General features: G+C 59.8%; 15 protein-coding genes. 14 read left to right on the forward strand and 1 reads right to left on the reverse strand.

Translation table 11 applies throughout. The features are described from left to right. Positions 1-20: 20 nt before the first annotated feature. The 14 genes from nuoI to dnaE all read left to right on the forward strand — a co-directional run bounded on the left by nuoI (position 21) and on the right by dnaE (position 18,233). On the forward strand, positions 21-509 hold the full coding sequence (nuoI, locus tag OA90_RS23565) for an NADH-quinone oxidoreductase subunit NuoI (protein ID WP_068418507.1): 489 nt from the start codon (positions 21-23) through the stop codon (positions 507-509). A 90-nt stretch (positions 510-599) separates the two neighbouring features. Beyond that, complete coding sequence (locus OA90_RS23570) at positions 600-1,214, forward strand: NADH-quinone oxidoreductase subunit J (RefSeq protein WP_068418510.1); 615 nt, start codon at positions 600-602, stop codon at positions 1,212-1,214. Between the two features lie 199 nt (positions 1,215-1,413). Next, entirely contained in the window at positions 1,414-1,722 is a 309-nt protein-coding gene (gene nuoK / locus OA90_RS23575) for an NADH-quinone oxidoreductase subunit NuoK (RefSeq protein WP_068418566.1), read from the forward strand. Between the two features lie 6 nt (positions 1,723-1,728). Further along, positions 1,729-3,732: an NADH-quinone oxidoreductase subunit L gene (gene nuoL, locus OA90_RS23580; RefSeq protein WP_068418513.1), complete on the forward strand. Its 2,004-nt coding sequence runs from the start codon at positions 1,729-1,731 to the stop codon at positions 3,730-3,732. Beyond that, positions 3,732-5,258, forward strand: coding sequence for an NADH-quinone oxidoreductase subunit M (locus OA90_RS23585; protein WP_068418517.1), 1,527 nt, complete (start codon positions 3,732-3,734; stop codon positions 5,256-5,258). Before nuoL ends, OA90_RS23585 begins: the two co-directional genes overlap by 1 nt. Before the next feature lie 23 nt (positions 5,259-5,281). After that, entirely contained in the window at positions 5,282-6,721 is a 1,440-nt protein-coding gene (nuoN, locus tag OA90_RS23590) for an NADH-quinone oxidoreductase subunit NuoN (RefSeq protein WP_068418520.1), read from the forward strand. An 8-nt stretch (positions 6,722-6,729) separates the two neighbouring features. Then, positions 6,730-7,503 carry a biotin--[acetyl-CoA-carboxylase] ligase gene (locus OA90_RS23595; protein ID WP_068418525.1) on the forward strand — a complete coding sequence of 258 codons (774 nt, stop codon included), beginning with the start codon at positions 6,730-6,732 and terminating at the stop codon, positions 7,501-7,503. 35 nt (positions 7,504-7,538) lie between these two features. Beyond that, on the forward strand, positions 7,539-9,218 hold the full coding sequence (locus tag OA90_RS23600; protein WP_068418528.1) for a ribonuclease J: 1,680 nt from the start codon (positions 7,539-7,541) through the stop codon (positions 9,216-9,218). A 47-nt stretch (positions 9,219-9,265) separates the two neighbouring features. Continuing rightward, positions 9,266-9,670: a methylmalonyl-CoA epimerase gene (gene mce, locus OA90_RS23605; protein ID WP_068418530.1), complete on the forward strand. Its 405-nt coding sequence runs from the start codon at positions 9,266-9,268 to the stop codon at positions 9,668-9,670. A gap of 4 nt (positions 9,671-9,674) precedes the next feature. Next, on the forward strand, positions 9,675-9,965 hold the full coding sequence (locus OA90_RS23610) for a DUF1467 family protein (protein ID WP_068418532.1): 291 nt from the start codon (positions 9,675-9,677) through the stop codon (positions 9,963-9,965). 675 nt (positions 9,966-10,640) lie between these two features. Further along, positions 10,641-11,972 (forward strand): proline--tRNA ligase, encoded by a 1,332-nt coding sequence (gene proS / locus OA90_RS23615; RefSeq protein ID WP_068418534.1) that lies wholly within the window; start codon positions 10,641-10,643, stop codon positions 11,970-11,972. 99 nt (positions 11,973-12,071) lie between these two features. Further along, complete coding sequence (locus OA90_RS23620; RefSeq protein WP_068418539.1) at positions 12,072-13,376, forward strand: lipoprotein-releasing ABC transporter permease subunit; 1,305 nt, start codon at positions 12,072-12,074, stop codon at positions 13,374-13,376. Between the two features lie 10 nt (positions 13,377-13,386). After that, positions 13,387-14,103 (forward strand): ABC transporter ATP-binding protein, encoded by a 717-nt coding sequence (locus tag OA90_RS23625; protein WP_068418570.1) that lies wholly within the window; start codon positions 13,387-13,389, stop codon positions 14,101-14,103. A gap of 635 nt (positions 14,104-14,738) precedes the next feature. Then, entirely contained in the window at positions 14,739-18,233 is a 3,495-nt protein-coding gene (gene dnaE / locus OA90_RS23630; protein ID WP_068418546.1) for a DNA polymerase III subunit alpha, read from the forward strand. A gap of 761 nt (positions 18,234-18,994) precedes the next feature. On the opposite strand, the gene OA90_RS23635 is transcribed toward dnaE, so the two are convergent. Continuing rightward, on the reverse strand, positions 18,995-19,274 hold a 280-nt coding region (locus OA90_RS23635), incomplete at its 5' end, for a transposase (RefSeq protein WP_199823691.1).

Genomic DNA, 19,274 nt, shown 5'->3' on the forward strand with positions numbered 1-19,274 from the left:
GAAAGAGAGGCAAAAAAGCGATGGGACTTAATCAAGCCGTCAAATCGCTGTTTCTGCAGGAGTTCGTATCCGCATTCATTCTTGCGATGCGTTACTTCTTCAAGCCGAAGCCGACAATCAACTATCCCTACGAGAAGGGACCGGTGAGCCCGCGTTTTCGCGGCGAACACGCTTTGCGCCGTTATCCCAATGGTGAAGAGCGCTGCATTGCCTGCAAACTCTGCGAGGCGATCTGCCCCGCGCAGGCCATCACAATCGAGGCCGGCCCGCGCCGCAACGACGGCACCCGCCGGACCACGCGTTACGACATCGACATGGTCAAATGCATCTACTGCGGCTTCTGTCAGGAAGCCTGCCCGGTGGATGCGATCGTCGAGGGACCGAATTTCGAATTCGCTACGGAAACCCGTGAGGAGCTTTACTACGACAAGGACAAGCTGCTTGCGAATGGCGACCGCTGGGAACGTGAAATCGCCCGAAACATTGAAATGGACGCTCCTTACCGCTAGGAGCTAACCGGACACTTCGACTTCCGCCCGGCAATCCGGCCGGGCACCGCACTTCCGGCCGACAGGCCATACGACAGACAGGTCTTAGAAATGATCCTGAAAGCCCTCTTTTTCTACCTGTTTGCCGGCGTCACGGTGGCGTCCGCCTTCATGGTGATCGCGTCCCGCAACCCGGTGTCCTCGGTTCTGTTCCTGATTCTCGCCTTCGTGAATTCCGCCGGCCTGTTCATTCTCCTGGGGGCGGAATATCTCGCGCTTCTGCTGGTTGTCGTCTATGTCGGCGCGGTCGCGGTGCTGTTCCTGTTCGTGGTGATGATGCTGGACGTGGATTTCGTCGAGCTTCGCCAGGGCTTCCTGCAGTACATGCCGGTCGGAGCCTTGATCGGGCTGATTCTGCTTGTCGAACTGTTGATGGGCCTGGGGGCCTGGGTCATTGCACCGGAAATGCTCGGACACGGCGCCGAACCGATGCCGCCGCTGACCGAAACCAGCAACATCCAGGCACTTGGGTCGGTGCTCTACACGAAATACATCTACTTCTTCCAGGTCGCTGGCCTGGTGCTGCTGGTGGCGATGATCGGGGCGATCGTCCTGACGCTGCGCCACAAGCCGAATGTCAAACGTCAAAGCATCCCGGATCAGGTTGCGCGTAACCGCGAAACCGCCATCGAGGTCCGGAAAGTGGAAACGGGAAAAGGTATCTGACGCAATTTCATTGCGTTCAGGAGCGTCCCGCGTTGAAACCATCGCGGATACGGTGCTCCAGCACTTTTGAATTGATCAACTTTTCTGCTTTCTCGGGGCAACCCGCAAAAGCAGGTTGGTCTGGGAAAGCCCGGACACCGGCACGCTCCTCCGTGCGGTTTCCGGTTGGGGTAAACGAGGGGAGCACGGCGAGGCGTCCATGGAAATCGGTCTGTCGCACTATCTTTCGGTCGCGGCGATCCTGTTCACGATCGGGATCTTCGGGATCTTCCTGAACAGGAAAAACGTGATTGTCATCCTGATGTCTATCGAGCTGCTGCTGCTGTCGGTGAATATCAACTTCGTCGCCTTCTCGTCGTTCCTTGGCGACATGATGGGGCAAATCTTCACCATGCTGGTGCTGACCGTGGCCGCGTCCGAAGCGGCGATCGGCCTGGCGATCCTGGTGGTCTTCCACCGGAACCGCGGTTCCATCGCCGTGGAAGACGTCAACGTGATGAAAGGGTAGGGGCCGATGTATTCCGCAATCCTGTTCCTGCCGCTTATCGGCTTTCTGATTGCCGGCCTTTTCGGACGCTCCCTGGGCGCCAAGGCTTGCGAATATATTACCAGTTCACTGCTGGTCGTGACGGCGGTGCTGTCTTGGATCACGTTCTGCGGCTTCTGGTTCGGCGGATCGGAAGCGCAGGCCTTCAATCTGTTCCGCTGGCTGAATGTCGGAGACCTGAATGTCTACTGGTCGATCCGTGTCGACACGCTGACGGCGGTCATGCTGGTCGTGGTCACCACCGTCTCCGCGCTGGTGCATGTCTATTCCATCGGCTACATGCACCACGATCCGCACCGGCCGCGCTTTTTCGCCTATCTGTCGCTGTTTACCTTCGCGATGCTGTCGCTGGTAACCGCGGACAACCTGCTGCAGATGTTCTTTGGCTGGGAGGGCGTCGGTCTGGCTTCCTACCTGCTGATCGGTTTCTGGTACCAGAAGCCGTCCGCGAATGCGGCCGCCATGAAGGCCTTCGTGGTCAACCGTGTCGGCGACTTCGGTTTCGCGCTCGGTATCTTCGGCGTGTTCTATCTGTTCCAGAGCATCGATTTCACCACCATCTTCAACGATGCGCCGTCCTTCATCGAGGAGCACGGCGAGGTGATGACCTTCCTCGGCTATCATCTGGATGCGCATGCGGCGATGACCGTCGTCTGCCTGTTGCTGTTCATGGGAGCGATGGGTAAATCGGCCCAGTTCCTGCTGCACACCTGGCTGCCGGACGCGATGGAGGGCCCGACGCCGGTCTCCGCGCTTATCCACGCCGCGACGATGGTGACCGCCGGTGTCTTCATGGTGGCACGCCTGTCGCCGCTGATGGAACTGTCGCATACGGCGCTGGCCGTGATCGTGTTCTTCGGCGCGACGACAGCGTTTTTCGCCGCGACCGTGGGTCTTGTGCAGAACGACATCAAACGGGTGATCGCCTATTCGACCTGTTCCCAGCTCGGCTACATGTTCGTCGCACTCGGGGTCGGGGCCTATTCCATCGGCATCTTCCACCTGTTCACACACGCATTCTTCAAGGCGCTCCTGTTCCTGTGCGCCGGGTCCGTGATCCATGCGGTTTCCGACGAGCAGGACATGCGCAAGATGGGTGGTTTGAGAAAACACATTCCGATCACCTACTGGACAATGATGATCGGCACGCTGGCCCTGACCGGCGTCGGTATTCCGTTCACCCATATCGGCTTTGCGGGCTTCATCTCCAAGGATGCCATCATCGAAGCGGCGTTCGCGGGGTCCACCGGCGATCACGCCAACCCGATGGCGCTCTACGGCTTCTGGCTGACGGTGATCGCCGCGGCGCTGACGGCCTTCTATTCCTGGCGCCTGACCTTCATGACTTTCCACGGAAAGCCGCGCGCGCCGGTGGATGTCATGAAGCACGTGCATGAATCGCCGCTGGTCATGACAATCCCCCTGGGGATCCTGTCGATCGGCGCGGCCTTTGCCGGGATGGTCTTTTACGGGATCTTCTACGGGGAAGGTTATGCGGAGTTCTGGAAGGGGGCGCTGTTCACCAGTGAAACCAACCACATTCTGCATGCCATGCACGAGGTTCCGGCCTGGGTGAAGGTCTCGCCCTTCATCATGATGGTTCTCGGTTTCCTGGTGGCCTACCAGTTCTACATCCGCTCGCCGGAGATGCCGAAGCAACTGGCGGAGCGCCATTCCGGCCTCTATCAGTTCCTGCTCAACAAGTGGTATTTCGACGAGCTCTATGACTTCATCTTCGTCCGGCCTGCCATGTGGATCGGCCGCATGCTGTGGAAGAAGGGCGACGGCACAATCATCGACGGCTTCGGTCCGAACGGTGTTGCTGCCCGCGTCCAGAACGTCACGACCTGGGTCGTGAAACTGCAGACCGGATATCTCTATCATTATGCTTTTGCGATGCTGATCGGTGTGGCTGCGCTCATAACCTGGTCGATGTTCACCGGTGCAGGCACCGGCGGGGGTGCACACTAATGATTGACTGGCCAATTCTGTCACTCACGACTTTCCTGCCGTTGCTTGGCGTGGTCTTCATCCTGCTGGTTCCCAGCGAGGATGAGGGAAGCAGGCGAAACATCCGCATGGTCGCCCTGGTGACCACGGGCGTGACCTTCGTCCTGTCGCTGTTCATCTGGGGCAACTTCGACTACGACAATCCGGGCTTCCAGTTCATCGAGCATCGCGATTGGCTAGGCGGCAATGTCAGCTACAGGATGGGCGTGGACGGCATTTCGGTGCTGTTCGTGATCCTGACCACGTTCCTGTTGCCGTTCTGCATCCTGGCGTCCTGGGAAAGCATCCAGAAGCGCGTCAAGGAATACATGATCGCATTCCTGGTGCTTGAGACGATGATGATCGGCGTATTCTGCGCGCTTGATCTGGTGGTCTTCTATGTGTTCTTCGAGGCCGGCCTTATCCCGATGTTCCTGATCATCGGCGTGTGGGGCGGCGCGCGGCGCGTCTATGCATCCTACAAGTTCTTCCTCTACACGCTGCTCGGATCGGTGCTGATGCTGATCGCGATCATGGCGATGTACTGGAACGCAGGAACGACGGACATCGAGCAGCTTCTGACGCACGGCTTCCCGCCCGGCATGCAGACCTGGCTGTGGCTGGCGTTCTTCGCGAGCTTCGCGGTCAAGATGCCGATGTGGCCGGTGCATACCTGGTTGCCGGATGCGCACGTGGAAGCCCCGACGGCCGGTTCCGTCATTCTGGCGGGCGTTCTCCTGAAGCTCGGCGGTTACGGCTTCCTGCGCTTCTCGCTGCCGATGTTCCCGATCGCCTCGGATATGTTCGCGCCGCTGATTTATACGCTTTCGGTAGTGGCCATCGTCTATACCTCGCTGGTGGCGCTCGCCCAGGAAGACATCAAGAAGCTGATCGCCTATTCCTCCGTCGCCCACATGGGCTACGTGACCATGGGGATCTTCACGATGACCCATCAGGGCGTTCAGGGTGGCATCTTCCAGATGCTGTCCCACGGCATCGTCGCCAGTGCGCTCTTCCTGTGCGTCGGGGTGATCTACGACCGGATGCACACTCGCGAGATCGCCGCCTATGGCGGACTGGTCAACCGGATGCCGAAATATGCGGTGGTGTTCCTGATCTTCACCATGGCCAATGTCGGCCTGCCGGGCACTTCGGGCTTCGTCGGCGAAATCCTGGTCCTGATGGGCATCTTCCAGGTGAACACCTGGGTCGCGGTCTTCGCGACGACCGGTGTGATCCTGTCCGCCGTCTATGCGCTCTATCTCTACCGCAGGGTTGTTTTCGGCGCGATCGAGAAGGAAAGCCTGAAGTCGATCCTCGATCTGGATCTCAGGGAAAAGGTTATTCTGATCCCGATGGTCCTGCTGACGATCTTCTTCGGCTTCTATCCGATGGCGATCCTGGACGTGACCCAGGGGGCGGTCGACAATCTCATCAATCACTACACAGCGGCACTTGACGCGGCGGGTGTCGCCCAGCACGCGGCGCCCGCCGCCGTGTCTCACTAAGGTTTCGAGGACGAGACAGAGCTATGTCGGATATGACCCAATTGCCAGATCTCATGCCGGTCCTGCCGGAGATCATCCTGGCCCTCGGAGCCATGGCGTTGCTGATGGTCGGCGCCTTTGGCGGAAAAGGCGTCAGCTACGCGGTTTTCGGCGGTGCGATGGGCCTGCTGGGCGGTACCTTCCTGGTGCTTCTGCTTGTGCCGACCTTTGGCGAGACCTTCGGTGGATCCTTCGTTCTTGACGACTTCGCCTATCTTCTGAAACTGCTTGTGCTGGCGGGGTCGTTCTTTGCTATCGCGATGTCGTGGGCCTATGCCAAGAGCCAGTCCTTCGATCATTTCGAATACCCGATCCTGATCGTGCTGGCGACGCTCGGCATGATGCTCATGCTGTCCGCCAACGACCTGATCGCGCTTTATCTCGGTCTCGAGCTGCAGAGCCTTGCGCTTTATGTGGTGGCGGCGATCAACCGTGACAGCGTGCGGTCCACGGAAGCCGGCCTGAAGTATTTCGTTCTCGGCTCGCTGTCCTCCGGCATGCTGCTCTACGGAATGTCGCTGGTCTATGGCTTTACCGGGCAGATCGGCTTTGCGGAAATCGCGGAGGTTCTGACACAAGAGGGTGACTCGATCGGCCTTGTGATCGGCCTGACCTTCATTCTGGCCGGCCTTGCCTTCAAGATTTCCGCGGTGCCGTTCCACATGTGGACCCCGGATGTTTATGAGGGCGCACCAACCCCAGTCACCGCCTTCCTGGCCGCCGCTCCGAAAGTGGCTGCCATGGGCATGCTGGTGCGGATCGTCATCGAGGCTTTCCAGCCGGTCACCAGCGACTGGCAGCAGATCGTTGTCTTCGTGTCCATCGCCTCCATGGCGCTCGGCGCCTTCGCCGCCATCGGTCAGCGTAATCTGAAACGGCTGATGGCCTATTCCTCCATCGGGCACATGGGCTATGCGCTCGTCGGGCTTGCCGCCGGCACGCAGACCGGTGTGGAAGGGGTGATCTTCTACATGATGGCCTATCTCGGCATGACGCTTGGTGTTTTCGCCGTCATCCTGTCGATGCGCCGCAAGGACGGCATGGTGGAAGAAATCGACGATCTCGCCGGACTGTCGCAAACCAACCTGCCGATGGCGATCCTGCTCGCGTTGCTGATGTTCTCGCTGGCCGGAATTCCGCCGTTGATCGGCTTCTTCGGCAAATGGTACGTCTTCGTTGCGGCGGTCCAGGCCGGGCTTTATCCGCTGGCGGTTATCGGCGTGCTGATGTCGGTGGTCGGCGCCTACTATTATCTGCGCATCGTCAAGGTGATGTTCTTTGACGAGCCGGTTGAGGCTTTCGAGAAGATGCCCGTGGAACTTCGGGTGGTGCTTGGCCTCTCCAGTGTCTTTGTCATCTTCTTCTGGCTGGCTCCCGGACATGTGGTCAATGCCGCCAGCGCAGCGGCGCAGTCCCTGTTCTGACCTCCGGCATGACCGCCCAGGGCTTGAAATGTCCGGCGCCCGGTGCGCCGGATTTTCTCTATGAAGAGCTGGATGCCGTCGGCTCGACCAATTCGGTATGTTTCGAACGGGCGCGCGCCGGCCATCCCGGTAATTTATGGATCCGGGCGCACACGCAGTCCGAAGGCCGCGGCCGGCGCGGCCGGGACTGGATGTCGCCCGAGGGCAACCTGTTTGCGAGTGTTCTGCTGATTGACCCTGAACCGGCAGACAGAATAGCCGAATTGCCGCTTGCGGCGGCGGTTGCTCTGGCGGAAGCCGTTGACAAAGCAGCCGGGACACTGCAACTGGTATCGCTGAAATGGCCAAATGATCTCCTGGTCGGCGGAGCCAAGCTTTCAGGAATACTTCTTGAGGCGGAAACCCTGGCCGATGGCCGGCGGACCGTGGTCATCGGGTTCGGTGTGAATTGTGTCTCCCACCCGCCGCTTACGCTCTATCAGGCAACCGATCTGAGAAGTCTCGGATTTCAGGTGCCCGCGGACAGGCTTTTCGCCAGTCTCGCGGAATGCCTGGCGGAGCAGCTCAACCGCTGGCAGAAGCCGGACGGGTTCGAGAGTATTCGGACCGCATGGCTCAGTCGGGCGGCACATCTGGGCAAGGAGATTACGGTCCGAACCGCCCGGGAAGAAATTACCGGCATTTTTGCCGATATGGATGCGCGCGGCTATCTCGTGTTGAAACAGGAAGATGGCGGCCAGCGCACCGTTTATGCAGGCGATGTGTTTTTGCCTGAGGCTTAACCGCCTGCCTGTGCACAGCTTTAAAGGAGCAATTCATGGCTTCGGCCAAAAAGAACAACAACGACATAGTGTTTCTGCCACTGGGCGGGGTTGGCGAAATCGGCATGAACCTGGGTCTCTACGGCTACGGCCCTGAAGACAACAGGACTTGGCTGATCGTCGATTGCGGCGTCAGCTTTGCCGGTCCCGAGCTTCCGGGTATCGACGTGGTCGTGCCTGACATCAAGTTTTTGGAAGACGAAATTGACAATATTGCCGGGATGGTGATCACTCACGCCCATGAGGATCACTATGGCGCCATCCTTCATCTTTGGCCGTTTCTGAAGGTTCCCGTCTATGCGACGGCCTTCACGGCCGGGTTGCTGGCCGCCAAGACGGAAAGCGAGCCGGGTGCTGAAGAAGTGCCGGTGACGGTGGTGAAGCAGGGAGACAGGGTCAATATCGGGCCGTTCGACGTCGAGTTCGTCGCCATGGCCCACTCGATCCCGGAACCCTGTGCGCTGGCAATCCGCACGCCGGCGGGCATGGTTCTGCATACCGGCGACTGGAAAATCGACACGACCCCGGGCGTCGGGTTGCCGATCGACCTGGACCGGCTGGCGGAACTCGGCCGCGAAGGCGTGATGGCACTGGTCTGCGACAGCACCAACGCGATCCGCGACGGCGTCAGCCCGAGCGAAGCGGATGTTGCCGAAGAGCTGAAGAAGGTGATGGCCAAGGCAACAAAGCGGATCGCCGTCACAACCTTTGCCTCCAACGTTGCCCGTATTCGGGCCATTGCAGAGGCCGCCGCCGCCAACGAACGCGATGTTGTCGTGGTTGGCCGTTCAATGCACCGGGTGATCGAGGTTGCTGGCGAACTCGGTTACCTGGAAGGCCTGCCGGCTTTTCATGGCGAGGATGCATTCGGCTATCTGCCCAGGGAAAAGGCGGTGCTTCTTTGCACCGGCTCGCAAGGGGAGAACCGTGCCGCGCTTGCAAGGATCGCGTCCGGCGATCACCGCAACGTTGCGCTGTCCAAGGGCGACATGGTGATCTTTTCCTCCCGGACCATTCCCGGCAATGAAAAGGCGGTTGCCGAGGTTCTCAACAATCTCGCAGATCTGGGAGCGGACATCGTTACCGACAAGGATGCGCTGGTTCACGTTTCCGGCCACCCGCGCCGGGGTGAACTGGAACAGCTCTACAAGCTGCTGAAGCCGAAAGTCCTGCTGCCGGTGCACGGCGAACCGCTGCACCTTGCCGCCCAGGCCGAGTTTGCCCGCGAACAGGGCGTTCCGGAAGTCGTGCGCGGCAAGAACGGCGACATCGTTCGCCTGACAGCCGGCAAAGCCGCCGTCATCGATCAGGCTCCCTTCGGGATCATGGTCAAGGATGGCGACATTCTCGACGATCCGGAAGTCACCGGTGTCGCCGAGCGGCGCAAGCTGTCGTTTGCGGGTGCTGCCGTCATCGCGCTGGTCATCAATCGGGCCGGGGAGCTTCTGACCGATCCGGAAGTCACTCTGCTCGGTCTGCCGGACACGGACGACGAGGGAGAACCGATGGAGAATATCGTCATCAAGGCCGTCAACGGCGCGATGAAGAGTATTCCGAAAGCCCGGCGCAAGGACAAGGAACTGATCGGCGAAGCCGCCCGGAGGGCCGCGCGTGCGGAGATCCAGAGCGTGTGGGGCAAAAAGACGCTCTGCAAGGTGATGGTGACCCGGCTATAACCTTTCACAGGTGGCCGGTCCCGGCTGCCGATTGAGGAGGAATATGCATGATCGGCCGGCTCAACCATGTTGCTATCGCCGTAACGGATATCGACGCGGCGACGGCGGTCTACCGGGACACGCTCGGCGCCGAGGTTTCCGGCAAACAGGACCAGCCGGACCACGGTGTGACCACCGTGTTCATCAACTTGCCGAATACCAAGATCGAGCTGCTGGAACCGTTGGGCGAGGGATCGCCCATCGCGAAATTCCTGGAGAAGAACCCGTCCGGCGGCGTTCATCACGTGTGCTATGAGGTTGACGACATCATCGCTGCGCGGGACCAGCTGGTGAAAAACGGCGCGCGGGTTCTGGGTGATGGCGAACCGAAGATCGGCGCCCATGGCAAACCGGTCCTCTTTCTGCATCCGAAGGATTTTCTGGGCACGTTGACCGAACTGGAAGAGGCGTAAAAGCATGTCCGTAACGTTCGGCCTGGCGATCTACTTCCTGATCTGGTGGATTATCCTGTTTGCCATTCTTCCCTTCGGCATGCACCGGACCCAGGAGGAGGCGGGAGACGTGATTCCGGGTTCGGAGCCAAGCGCTCCGGACAGGCCGCGTTTTCTGAAGGTGATCGTGCTCACAACCATCGTCGCCACGGTCCTGTTCGCCGGTTTTGTCGGCATGCGGGCGTCGGGGTATGGGCTGGACGATATTCCGTTCTTCAACCCGCCTGCCGAGAGCTACGGTAATCCCGGAAATTAGAACGTGTCGCGTTTAAGCTGATTCCCGGTTTGAGGAAGACGCCCGGGACAGTGTTTGCTTTGCAGATGCGTTCGGGCGGTTTTCTGACTTCAGTTTAAAGCGGCCTTCTCCGGGGCGGATCCTGGCTAAGGGACATCCTCGAATGAGGCCGGTTGCCTCCGGAAAATAGGGACGAATACTATCGGGTTGATAGTCATAAAAAGAAAAGGCAGAGCCAAGCCCTGCCTTTGTTAAGTTCCGCGTCTAAACTGACCCTGTTCCCTTACCGATTGGGTTAACAATCCGGTTGGGCGGCTGCGAACCGTGAGGCGCGCCTAAGGGTCCTTCCTCCCAAGACTCAGACCGCGATGACCTTCAGCTTCTTGGCATTACTACCAAGGCGTCTTTTTCTTATAAGACGAAAACCTAACGGATTGAATCTGACTTGTCACCTATTTGTAGTGTGTAGCCTACATTTTTTGCTTGCCTAATTCGGAAGCGGAAAATCAGCCGTCGGATCACGGTGGCGCTCGGCTTAAAATTAGGCGGCAAAATGCATTGCGTCCGGGGACGTCGGTCTATTTTGCGGCAAATTCCGCAAAAGATTGCTGGCTTAGCGTAAAGGACTTGTTTTTGTGCGCGGCTTGCGCTTTGACTGCGCCGCAAACAGGCGTTGCCAGGACCGAGAGAATATTCATGCGTCTTTCCCGATACTTTCTGCCCATCCTTAAGGAAACACCGAAGGAAGCGGAAATCGTTTCCCACCGGCTTATGCTGCGGGCCGGCATGATTCGCCAGCAATCCGCCGGGATTTATTCCTGGCTGCCGCTGGGACTTAAAGTTTTGCGCAAGATCGAGCGGATCGTGGAGGAAGAGCAGGCGCGGGCAGGGGCCATTCAACTGCTGATGCCGACCATCCAGTCCGCCGACCTGTGGCGCGAAAGTGGCCGATACGATGCCTATGGCAAGGAAATGCTGCGCATCACCGACCGGCACGAGCGCGATATGCTTTACGGCCCGACAAACGAGGAAATGATTACCGAGATCTTTCGCAGCTACGTGCGCTCCTACAAGGATCTGCCGCTGAACCTTTACCATATTCAGTGGAAATTCCGCGACGAAGTCCGCCCGCGTTTCGGCATTATGCGGGGCAGGGAATTCCTGATGAAGGACGCCTATTCCTTCGATCTGGACAAGGAACGGGCGGTCGAGTCCTATAACCGCATGTTCGTCGCGTATCTGCGCACCTACAAGCGCATGGGGCTGACGGCAATTCCGATGCGCGCCGAGACCGGACCTATCGGCGGCGATCTGAGCCACGAGTTCATCGTGCTCGCCGAGACCGGCGAGAGCGAGGTTTATTGCCACGCTGACTATCTGGACAAGGAAACGCCGGGCGAGAATGTCGATTTCGCCGGTGACCTGACGCCCATCGTCAACGACTGGACGTCGCTTTACGCGGCAACGGAAGACATCGTCGACAAGGCGGAGTTCGAATCCTCCGTACCGGAAGACAAGCGGATCGTCGCGCGCGGCATCGAGGTCGGTCAGACATTTTATTTCGGCACCAAATATTCCGAACCGCTAGGTGCGAAGGTCGCCACTTCGGACGGCACCGAGGTTGCGGTTCATATGGGCTCCTACGGAGTCGGCGTATCCCGCCTTCTTGGCGCCTTGATCGAGGCCAATCATGATGAAGATGGAATCATCTGGCCGAAATCGGTTGCTCCTTTCCATGTCGGCCTGATCAACCTGAAACCGGGAGACGACCTTACCGACAGTGTATCGGAGGACCTTTACGGCAAACTGGAAGCTGCCGGCATGGAAGTGCTCTATGATGACACGGACACGCGGGCGGGTGCGAAATTCGCGACCATGGATCTCATCGGCTTGCCGTTCCAGGTTGTTGCGGGGCCGCGCGGGCTGAAAGACGGCCTTCTGGAGGTCAAGAACCGCGCAACTGGGGAAAAGGAAATGCTTTCCCCGGAAGCGACGCTGAACAAGCTGACGGCGGCATTGACGGGTTAGGCAACTGCGGTGATGCTCGGAGCGGGGATTCGGCCGCGGGCCGCCGCAAGCTGCCACAAGTCATTGGGGCCTGTGGGGCATTGCTGAAGTGGATGGACGATGACAGCGGTAGATACTGCGGACGTTGAAGAAGGCCGGAAATCAGCAGAGCCCACACGTCCGTTTTCCGCCTACGAGTGGATGATCGCCGGCAGGTATCTGCGCTCAAGGCGGCGCGAGACCTTCATTTCCGTCATCGCCGGTTTTTCCTTTGCCGGGATCATGCTGGGTGTCGCGACGCTGATCATCGTCATGGCGGTGATGAACGGCTTCCGGTCAGAGCTCCTGGGCAAGATTCTCGGCATCAACGGCCATATGCTCGTCCAGCCGATAGATCTGCCGCTTACTGACTATGACGCGGTGGCGGCGCGGCTTGAAGGTGTGCCGGATGTGGTCAGTGCCATTCCCTTCGTCGAGGGGCAGGCACTGGTTTCCGGTCCGGCAGGTAACCTGGGAGCTCTGGTGCGCGGCCTTCATGAAGCTGATGTGCGCCAGGTACCGCTGATTGCCAACAACGTCCGCTCCGGCTCCCTCGACGGCTTCGACGAAGGCGAAGGCATCGCCATCGGCTCGCGCATGGCGCAGCAGCTCGGCGTGTCCACCGGCGACAACATCACCATCATCTCCCCGCGTGGCAGCGTCACGCCGATGGGCGTGACACCAAGGCTGAAGGCCTATCCGGTGTCGGCCATCTTCGAGATCGGCATGAGCGAATATGACAGCACCTTCGTGTTCATGCCGCTGGAAGAGGCGCAGGCCTATTTCAACATGGACACCAAGGCGACCGGAATCGAGATCTATGTGGTCGATCCGGACAATGTCGGCGTCATGGCCAAGGCCATCGAGGAAGCGGCCGAGCGTCCCACCTTCGTCACGGACTGGCGCCAGCGCAACGTGACGTTTTTCTCCGCACTGGAGGTGGAACGCAACGTGATGTTCATCATCCTGACGCTGATCGTTCTGGTCGCGGCGCTCAATATCATTTCCGGGCTGATCATGCTGGTGAAGGACAAGGGCAGGGACATCGCCGTTCTGCGTACCATGGGCGCGACCCGCGGATCCATCATGCGGATCTTCCTGATCACCGGCGCCAGCATCGGCTGTGTCGGCACCTTCGCGGGGTTTGTGCTCGGGTTGGTTGTCTGCCTGAATATCGAAAGCATCCGCCAGGGCGTCTCGTGGCTGACGTCAACGCAGCTTTTCGATCCGACGCTCTATTTTCTGTCCAGGCTGCCGGCCGAAATCGACAGCGGCGAAACCATAACGGTGCTTTTGATGGCGCTGGTGCTGTCGTTGCTGGCGACACTTTATCCCGCCTGGCGGGCTGCGCGGCTCGATCCTGTTGAAGCGCTGCGGTATGAGTGAGGACGCGCCGATGAACATGGCCGCAGACCCGCGCCGGGCGTCCGGTCTCGCACCAGCTGCTCTGGAGCTCGCGGGCATTGGGCGCAGCTTCGATGAGGGCGACCGCCAGCTTCATATCCTCAACGGTGCGAACCTTCGGATCGAGGCCGGGGAAATGGTGGCGCTGGTCGCGCCGTCCGGAACCGGGAAATCAACCCTGCTGCATATCGCCGGGCTGCTGGAGCGCCCCGACGAGGGAGATGTGTTTCTCGGGCCGGTCAACTGTTCGGAGCTGTCCGACGACCAGCGCACGGCCATCCGCCGCAACGACATCGGCTTCGTCTACCAGTTCCATCACCTGCTGCCGGAATTCACCGCGCAGGAGAACATCATGATGCCGCAGATGATCCGCGGATTGCCGAAAAAGGTCGCCGCCGCGCGTGCAGATGAACTGCTCAGCTACATGCGGCTTGGGGAGCGCGGAAAACACCGTCCCTCGGAGCTGTCCGGCGGCGAGCAGCAGCGGGTTGCGGTTGCCCGCGCGGTGGCCAATGCGCCGCGCATCCTGCTGCTGGACGAACCGACCGGCAATCTCGACCCCATGACGGCCAAATACGTCTTTGACGCCCTGGCGGCGCTCGTGCGGGCCTCCGGCGTCGCGACGCTGTTCGCCACACATAATCTGGAACTCGCCGCGCAGATGGATCGCTCGATCACCCTGAAGGACGGGTTGGTGCGGCCTCTCTAGGCTGACCGCACGGACGATGTGCGTTCCGGGCAATCCGGCTCCCGGGTCGACACGCGCCAATGCCTGAAAACCAGCCAGGTCAAATTTCCCCGTTTCTGCCACGCTCAATCGATTGAGGCCTGCACGACATGGCACCGGACACGACTTTCCGGCAAGTGTCAGGATCAGCGGAACAAAGCAAAAACCCTAGATTTTCAGATAATTTGATCCTCTTGATGGCAACAGGAACAAAAAGTGTTTGCAAAGTGAACAAAAATGGAACATAGTCACTTCAAGCCATAAGCCAAGGTTGGAGGGTGTGATGATCTATATCGCTCGTGATTTTGCCGCATTCGGTTCCCTGATGTGCTTCTGCACCACGCTTGCCGTCTGGGGTGATGTGCTGTTTTCTCTTGGCTGAGGGACAATGCCTGCCGGGTGAGAGCTTCACTCCGGTGCGTCGCAGATTTGATTCCGGCGTGTTTTTACTCTCGCCATGGAGCTGCTTCTATTTCCGTCCGGTATGCGTTTTCGGTATGCGTCCGGCAGGCCGATGCTGCAAAGAACAGCGGTGACAACCGCTTTGACGGCTCGACATATCTTTTCTGAAGCGCTTCACTTGGGAGCTGATTCCGGAAGATTCGAGAAGCGCCGCCATGACCGATTCCCACTCCTCTGCCACCGTGCCCTCCGAGGCCGCCGGACAGGCGGGCGCAGGGCCGGGTTATGTTCACCTCAGGGTCCATTCCGCGCTGTCTCTGCTGGAAGGCGCGTTGCCGATCAAGAAGTTGCTGGACCTTGCCAAGGCCGACGGTCAGCCGGCGCTGGCGATTGCCGACACCAATAATCTGTTCGGAGCGCAGGAGTTTTCCAGCAAGGCCTGGGGAGCGGGTATCCAGCCGATCACCGCCTGCCAGCTGTCCGTGTTCTTCGACGACGGACTGGAGAGCGGACGGCGGGGAGAGCCCGCTCTGGCCGATGTGGTGCTGATCGCCATGAGCGAACGCGGCTACGGCAACCTGATTGAGCTCTCCTCACGTGCCTTTCTGGATACGGAAACTGGGCTGCGGCCGCATGTATCCCTCGACTATCTTCTGTCCAAATCCGATGACTTGATCGTTCTGACCGGTGGCGCTCTGGGGCCCGTCGGCGCGGCTCTGGTCGCCGGACGCAAGGATCTGGCCAGGGACCGGCTGCAGAACCTGGCCTCGGGCTTTTCCGGCCGCTGTTACGTCGAGATCCAGCGTCACGGCATGGAGGTGGAGCGCAGGACCGAGGAGGCCTTCCTCGCGCTCGCCTATGAGATGGGCCTGCCGCTGGTTGCGACCAACGAGGCGTTTTTTCCCAAGCGCGAGGACTATGAGGCGCATGACGCCCTGATCTGCATTTCCGAAAGCCGGGTGCTGATCGAGGACGATCGCCGCCGGTTGACCCCGGAGCATTATTTCAAGAGCCGTGCGGAAATGTGCGCGCTCTTTGCCGATCTGCCCGAAGCGCTGGCCTCCACGGTGGAAATCGCCAGACGCTGTCATTTCCGCCCTCTGCGACGTGACCCTATCCTGCCGCGCTTCACCAGCGCCGACGCGGACGGGGAAGAAGCCGAGCAGGCGGAAACGGAGGAACTGAAACGACAGGCGCGCGAGGGGCTGCGCGAACGTCTCGACGCTCACGGTCTTGCGCCGGGACTTGAGGAAAAGGATTACTGGGACCGGCTCGACTATGAGACCGGCGTCATCGAACGGATGAAATTTCCCGGCTACTTCCTGATCGTTGCCGACTTCATCAAATGGGCGAAGGGGCAGGATATTCCCGTCGGGCCGGGCCGTGGTTCCGGGGCCGGGTCGCTGGTGGCGTGGGCGCTGACCATCACCGACCTCGACCCGATGCGGTTTTCCCTGCTGTTCGAACGTTTCCTCAATCCCGACCGTGTGTCGATGCCGGATTTCGACATCGACTTCTGCCAGAGCCGGCGCGAAGAGGTGATCCGCTACGTTCAGGAGAAATATGGCCGCCAGCAGGTGGCGCAGATCATTACTTTCGGATCGCTGCAGGCGCGCGCCGTGTTGCGCGATGTCGGCCGCGTGCTGCAGATGCCCTACGGACAGGTTGACCGGCTGTGCAAGCTGGTGCCGGCGAACCCGGCCAATCCGGTAACTCTCGCCCAGGCCATCGCCGACGAGCCGCGCCTGCGCGAGGCGGCCAAGGACGAAGAGAACGTCGAGCGCCTGCTTGGCATGGCGCAGAAGCTGGAAGGGCTTTACCGGCACGCCTCCACCCACGCGGCAGGCGTGGTGATCGGCGACCGGCCGCTGGAACAGCTCGTGCCCCTCTACCGCGATCCGCGCTCGGACATGCCGGTGGCGCAGTTCAACATGAAGATGGTCGAGGAAGCCGGGCTGGTGAAGTTCGACTTTCTCGGCCTGAAGACGCTGACCGTCATCGACACCGCCGTGAAGCTGATCGAGCGGCGCGGCGTCACGATAGATGTCGCCGGGCTGCCGATCGACGATGAACAGACCTACAAGATGCTGGCGCGGGGCGAGACCTTCGGCGTGTTCCAGCTGGAAAGCCAGGGCATGCGCCGGGCCATCGCCGGCATGAAGCCGGACCGGTTCGAGGACATCATCGCGCTGGTGGCGCTCTATCGGCCGGGGCCGATGGAGAACATTCCGGTCTATAACGCTGTAAAGCACGGCGAGCAGGATCCGGACTGTCTGCATCCGCTTCTGGAACCGATCCTGATGGAGACGAACGGCATCATCGTCTACCAGGAGCAGGTGATGCAGATCGCCCAGGTGCTGTCCGGCTATTCGCTTGGCGAAGCCGATCTTCTGCGCCGTGCGATGGGCAAGAAGATCGCCGCGGAGATGGAGGTGCAGCGGGCCCGCTTCGTGGATGGGGCGGTCGATCAGGGGGTCAACAAGACCCAGGCCGGGACGATCTTCGACCTTGTGGCGAAATTCGCCAACTACGGCTTCAACAAGTCGCACGCGGCCGCCTATGCGCTGGTGTCCTATCATACGGCCTGGCTGAAGGCGAACTACCCGGTCGAATTCATGGCCGCGTCGATGACGCTCGATATGGGCAACACCGACAAGCTGGGAGACTTCCGCCAGGAAGCCCGGCGCATGGGGATAAAGATCGAGCAGCCGTCGATCAACCGCGGCCAGGTGTATTTCGACGTGGCGGACGGAAAGATCCTTTACGCCCTGGGGGCGATCAAAGGGGCGGGAGAACAGGCGGTTGAACATATCGTTGAGGTGAGGGGAGACACACCTTTCAAGAGCCTCGGCGACTTCGCCCGCCGGATCTCGCCGAAGATGCTCAACAAGCGCACGCTGGAAAATCTCGTTGCCGCCGGAGCCTTCGACGAACTGGAGCCCAACCGGGCGCGGGTCTTTGAAGGGCTCGACCGGGTCATGGGTCTGGCGCAGCGTACGGAGGAAAACCGCACGCTTGGCCAGGACGAGCTTTTCGGTGGCAGCGACAGTGAAGAGCCGCTGCAACTGGACGAAGTTCAGCACTGGGTGACGGAGGAAAAGCTGCAGCGCGAGCATTCCGCCATCGGCTTTTATCTCTCCGCCCATCCGATCGACGAATACGCCGGTATCCTCGACAAGATGCGTGTCCAGCCGTGGACGCAGTTCGCCGAGGCGGTCAAGAAGGGGGCCTCCGCCGGGCGTCTGGCCGGCACGGTGATTTCCATGCAGGAACGAAAGACCAAGACCGGCACGCGCATGGGCATTGCCCGGCTCTCCGACGCCACCGGCCAGTATGAGGCGCTGCTGTTCCGTGAAAAGCTGGAGCAGTTCCGTGAATCGTTGCAGACCGGTAGATCCGTCGTGATTCTGGTCGGCGCTGATATGCGTGACGACGAACCTTCGCTCAGGATCGAGCAGGTGGACCCGATCGACAAGGTCGCCGCCCGCCTTCAGAAGAGCATGCGTGTCTTCGTCCGCGACGAACGCCCCATCCAGAGCCTTGCCAAACATCTCACCATGCGCGGAGAGGGCGATGTGACGGTCATCGTTCTTCTGGAAAACGGTGCGCGCGAAGTGGAAGTCAAGCTGCCGGGCCGTTTCCGTCTGTCACCCGAAATCGCCGGAGCACTGAAGGCGGTGCCGGGTGTGACGGATGTTCAGGTGGCATAAGGGCTGGGGAAGAGGGATGTTTATTCCGCATCGATGAGCCTTGAGCCGTTGGCATAGACCTGTTTCCAATTGAGGGCTCTGCAGCACTGAAATGTTCTTGGTGGTTTCCAGGACAACCGCCTACACGTCGGAGAGAGCCAAAACATTAGCCTCGCGCATTTTTGCGTAGATATTGGTTCGGGTAACGCGTGTCTCCCGCAAAGCGTCCTGCATTAGCCGGATTGGAGTGTTCTACGAGAGTTGCTGAAATTTTTCGGAGACCCTGCGCCAGCGCCACGACGAATTGCACGGACAAAAGCGTCGTTCTGGCAAGGGAGCTCTGCGCGAAGTCCAACCAGCTAGTCGCCTGACTTGCACCTACCGGTAACTTACCGGTCGCGACCGTCACCACGAAATCGAAGGACGTCGTTTTCGAAAAAGCGCGCAGGCCGATAATCCGAACGCCCCCTCAGATCAACGCGATGGTGGAAAGCAAATCGTCACGCACAACGGTGTCGAGGAAAACAGAAACGAAAAACATCGCCACATTTCACCGATCTGCCTGGCTATGAGGCGGGAAATCCGATTTCGCTGCCGATTGGCGCGGAGCATTGTTTGGCGTCCCTGGTTGTTTCCGGTGTCAATAAAACAACTACAGGGCAAGCTCATGGTTCCGGATTGAGGCGGTCAGGTGGCATTCGGCCGTGTGAAAGGGTGTTTTTTTGCTTTCCAACCCGGCAAATTTGCTGGTGGAAACGGTCGCTAATACCAAACGACAAAATTCAGGACCGATGCGCCCAGTCACGCATTCCGATTGACATGATTTTCCATGGCTGATCGATGAGCGTGTTCCAGGCCCGGCAGCACAGGTCGACGATCTGGTCGTAGTCCTTGAAGACCCGGTTTGAGAGCCAGTTTTCTCGCATGTACTGCCATAGGTTTTCGACAGGATTGAGTTCGGGAGATCGGGGTGGCAAAGGCAAGAGTGTGATGTTGTCCGGGATGGCGAGCTTGTTTGACGTGTGCCATCCGGCCTGATCAAGGATGACCACGCCATGGGCA

This window comes from Labrenzia sp. OB1 (assembly GCF_001624695.1).
Taxonomy (GTDB): domain Bacteria; phylum Pseudomonadota; class Alphaproteobacteria; order Rhizobiales; family Stappiaceae; genus Roseibium.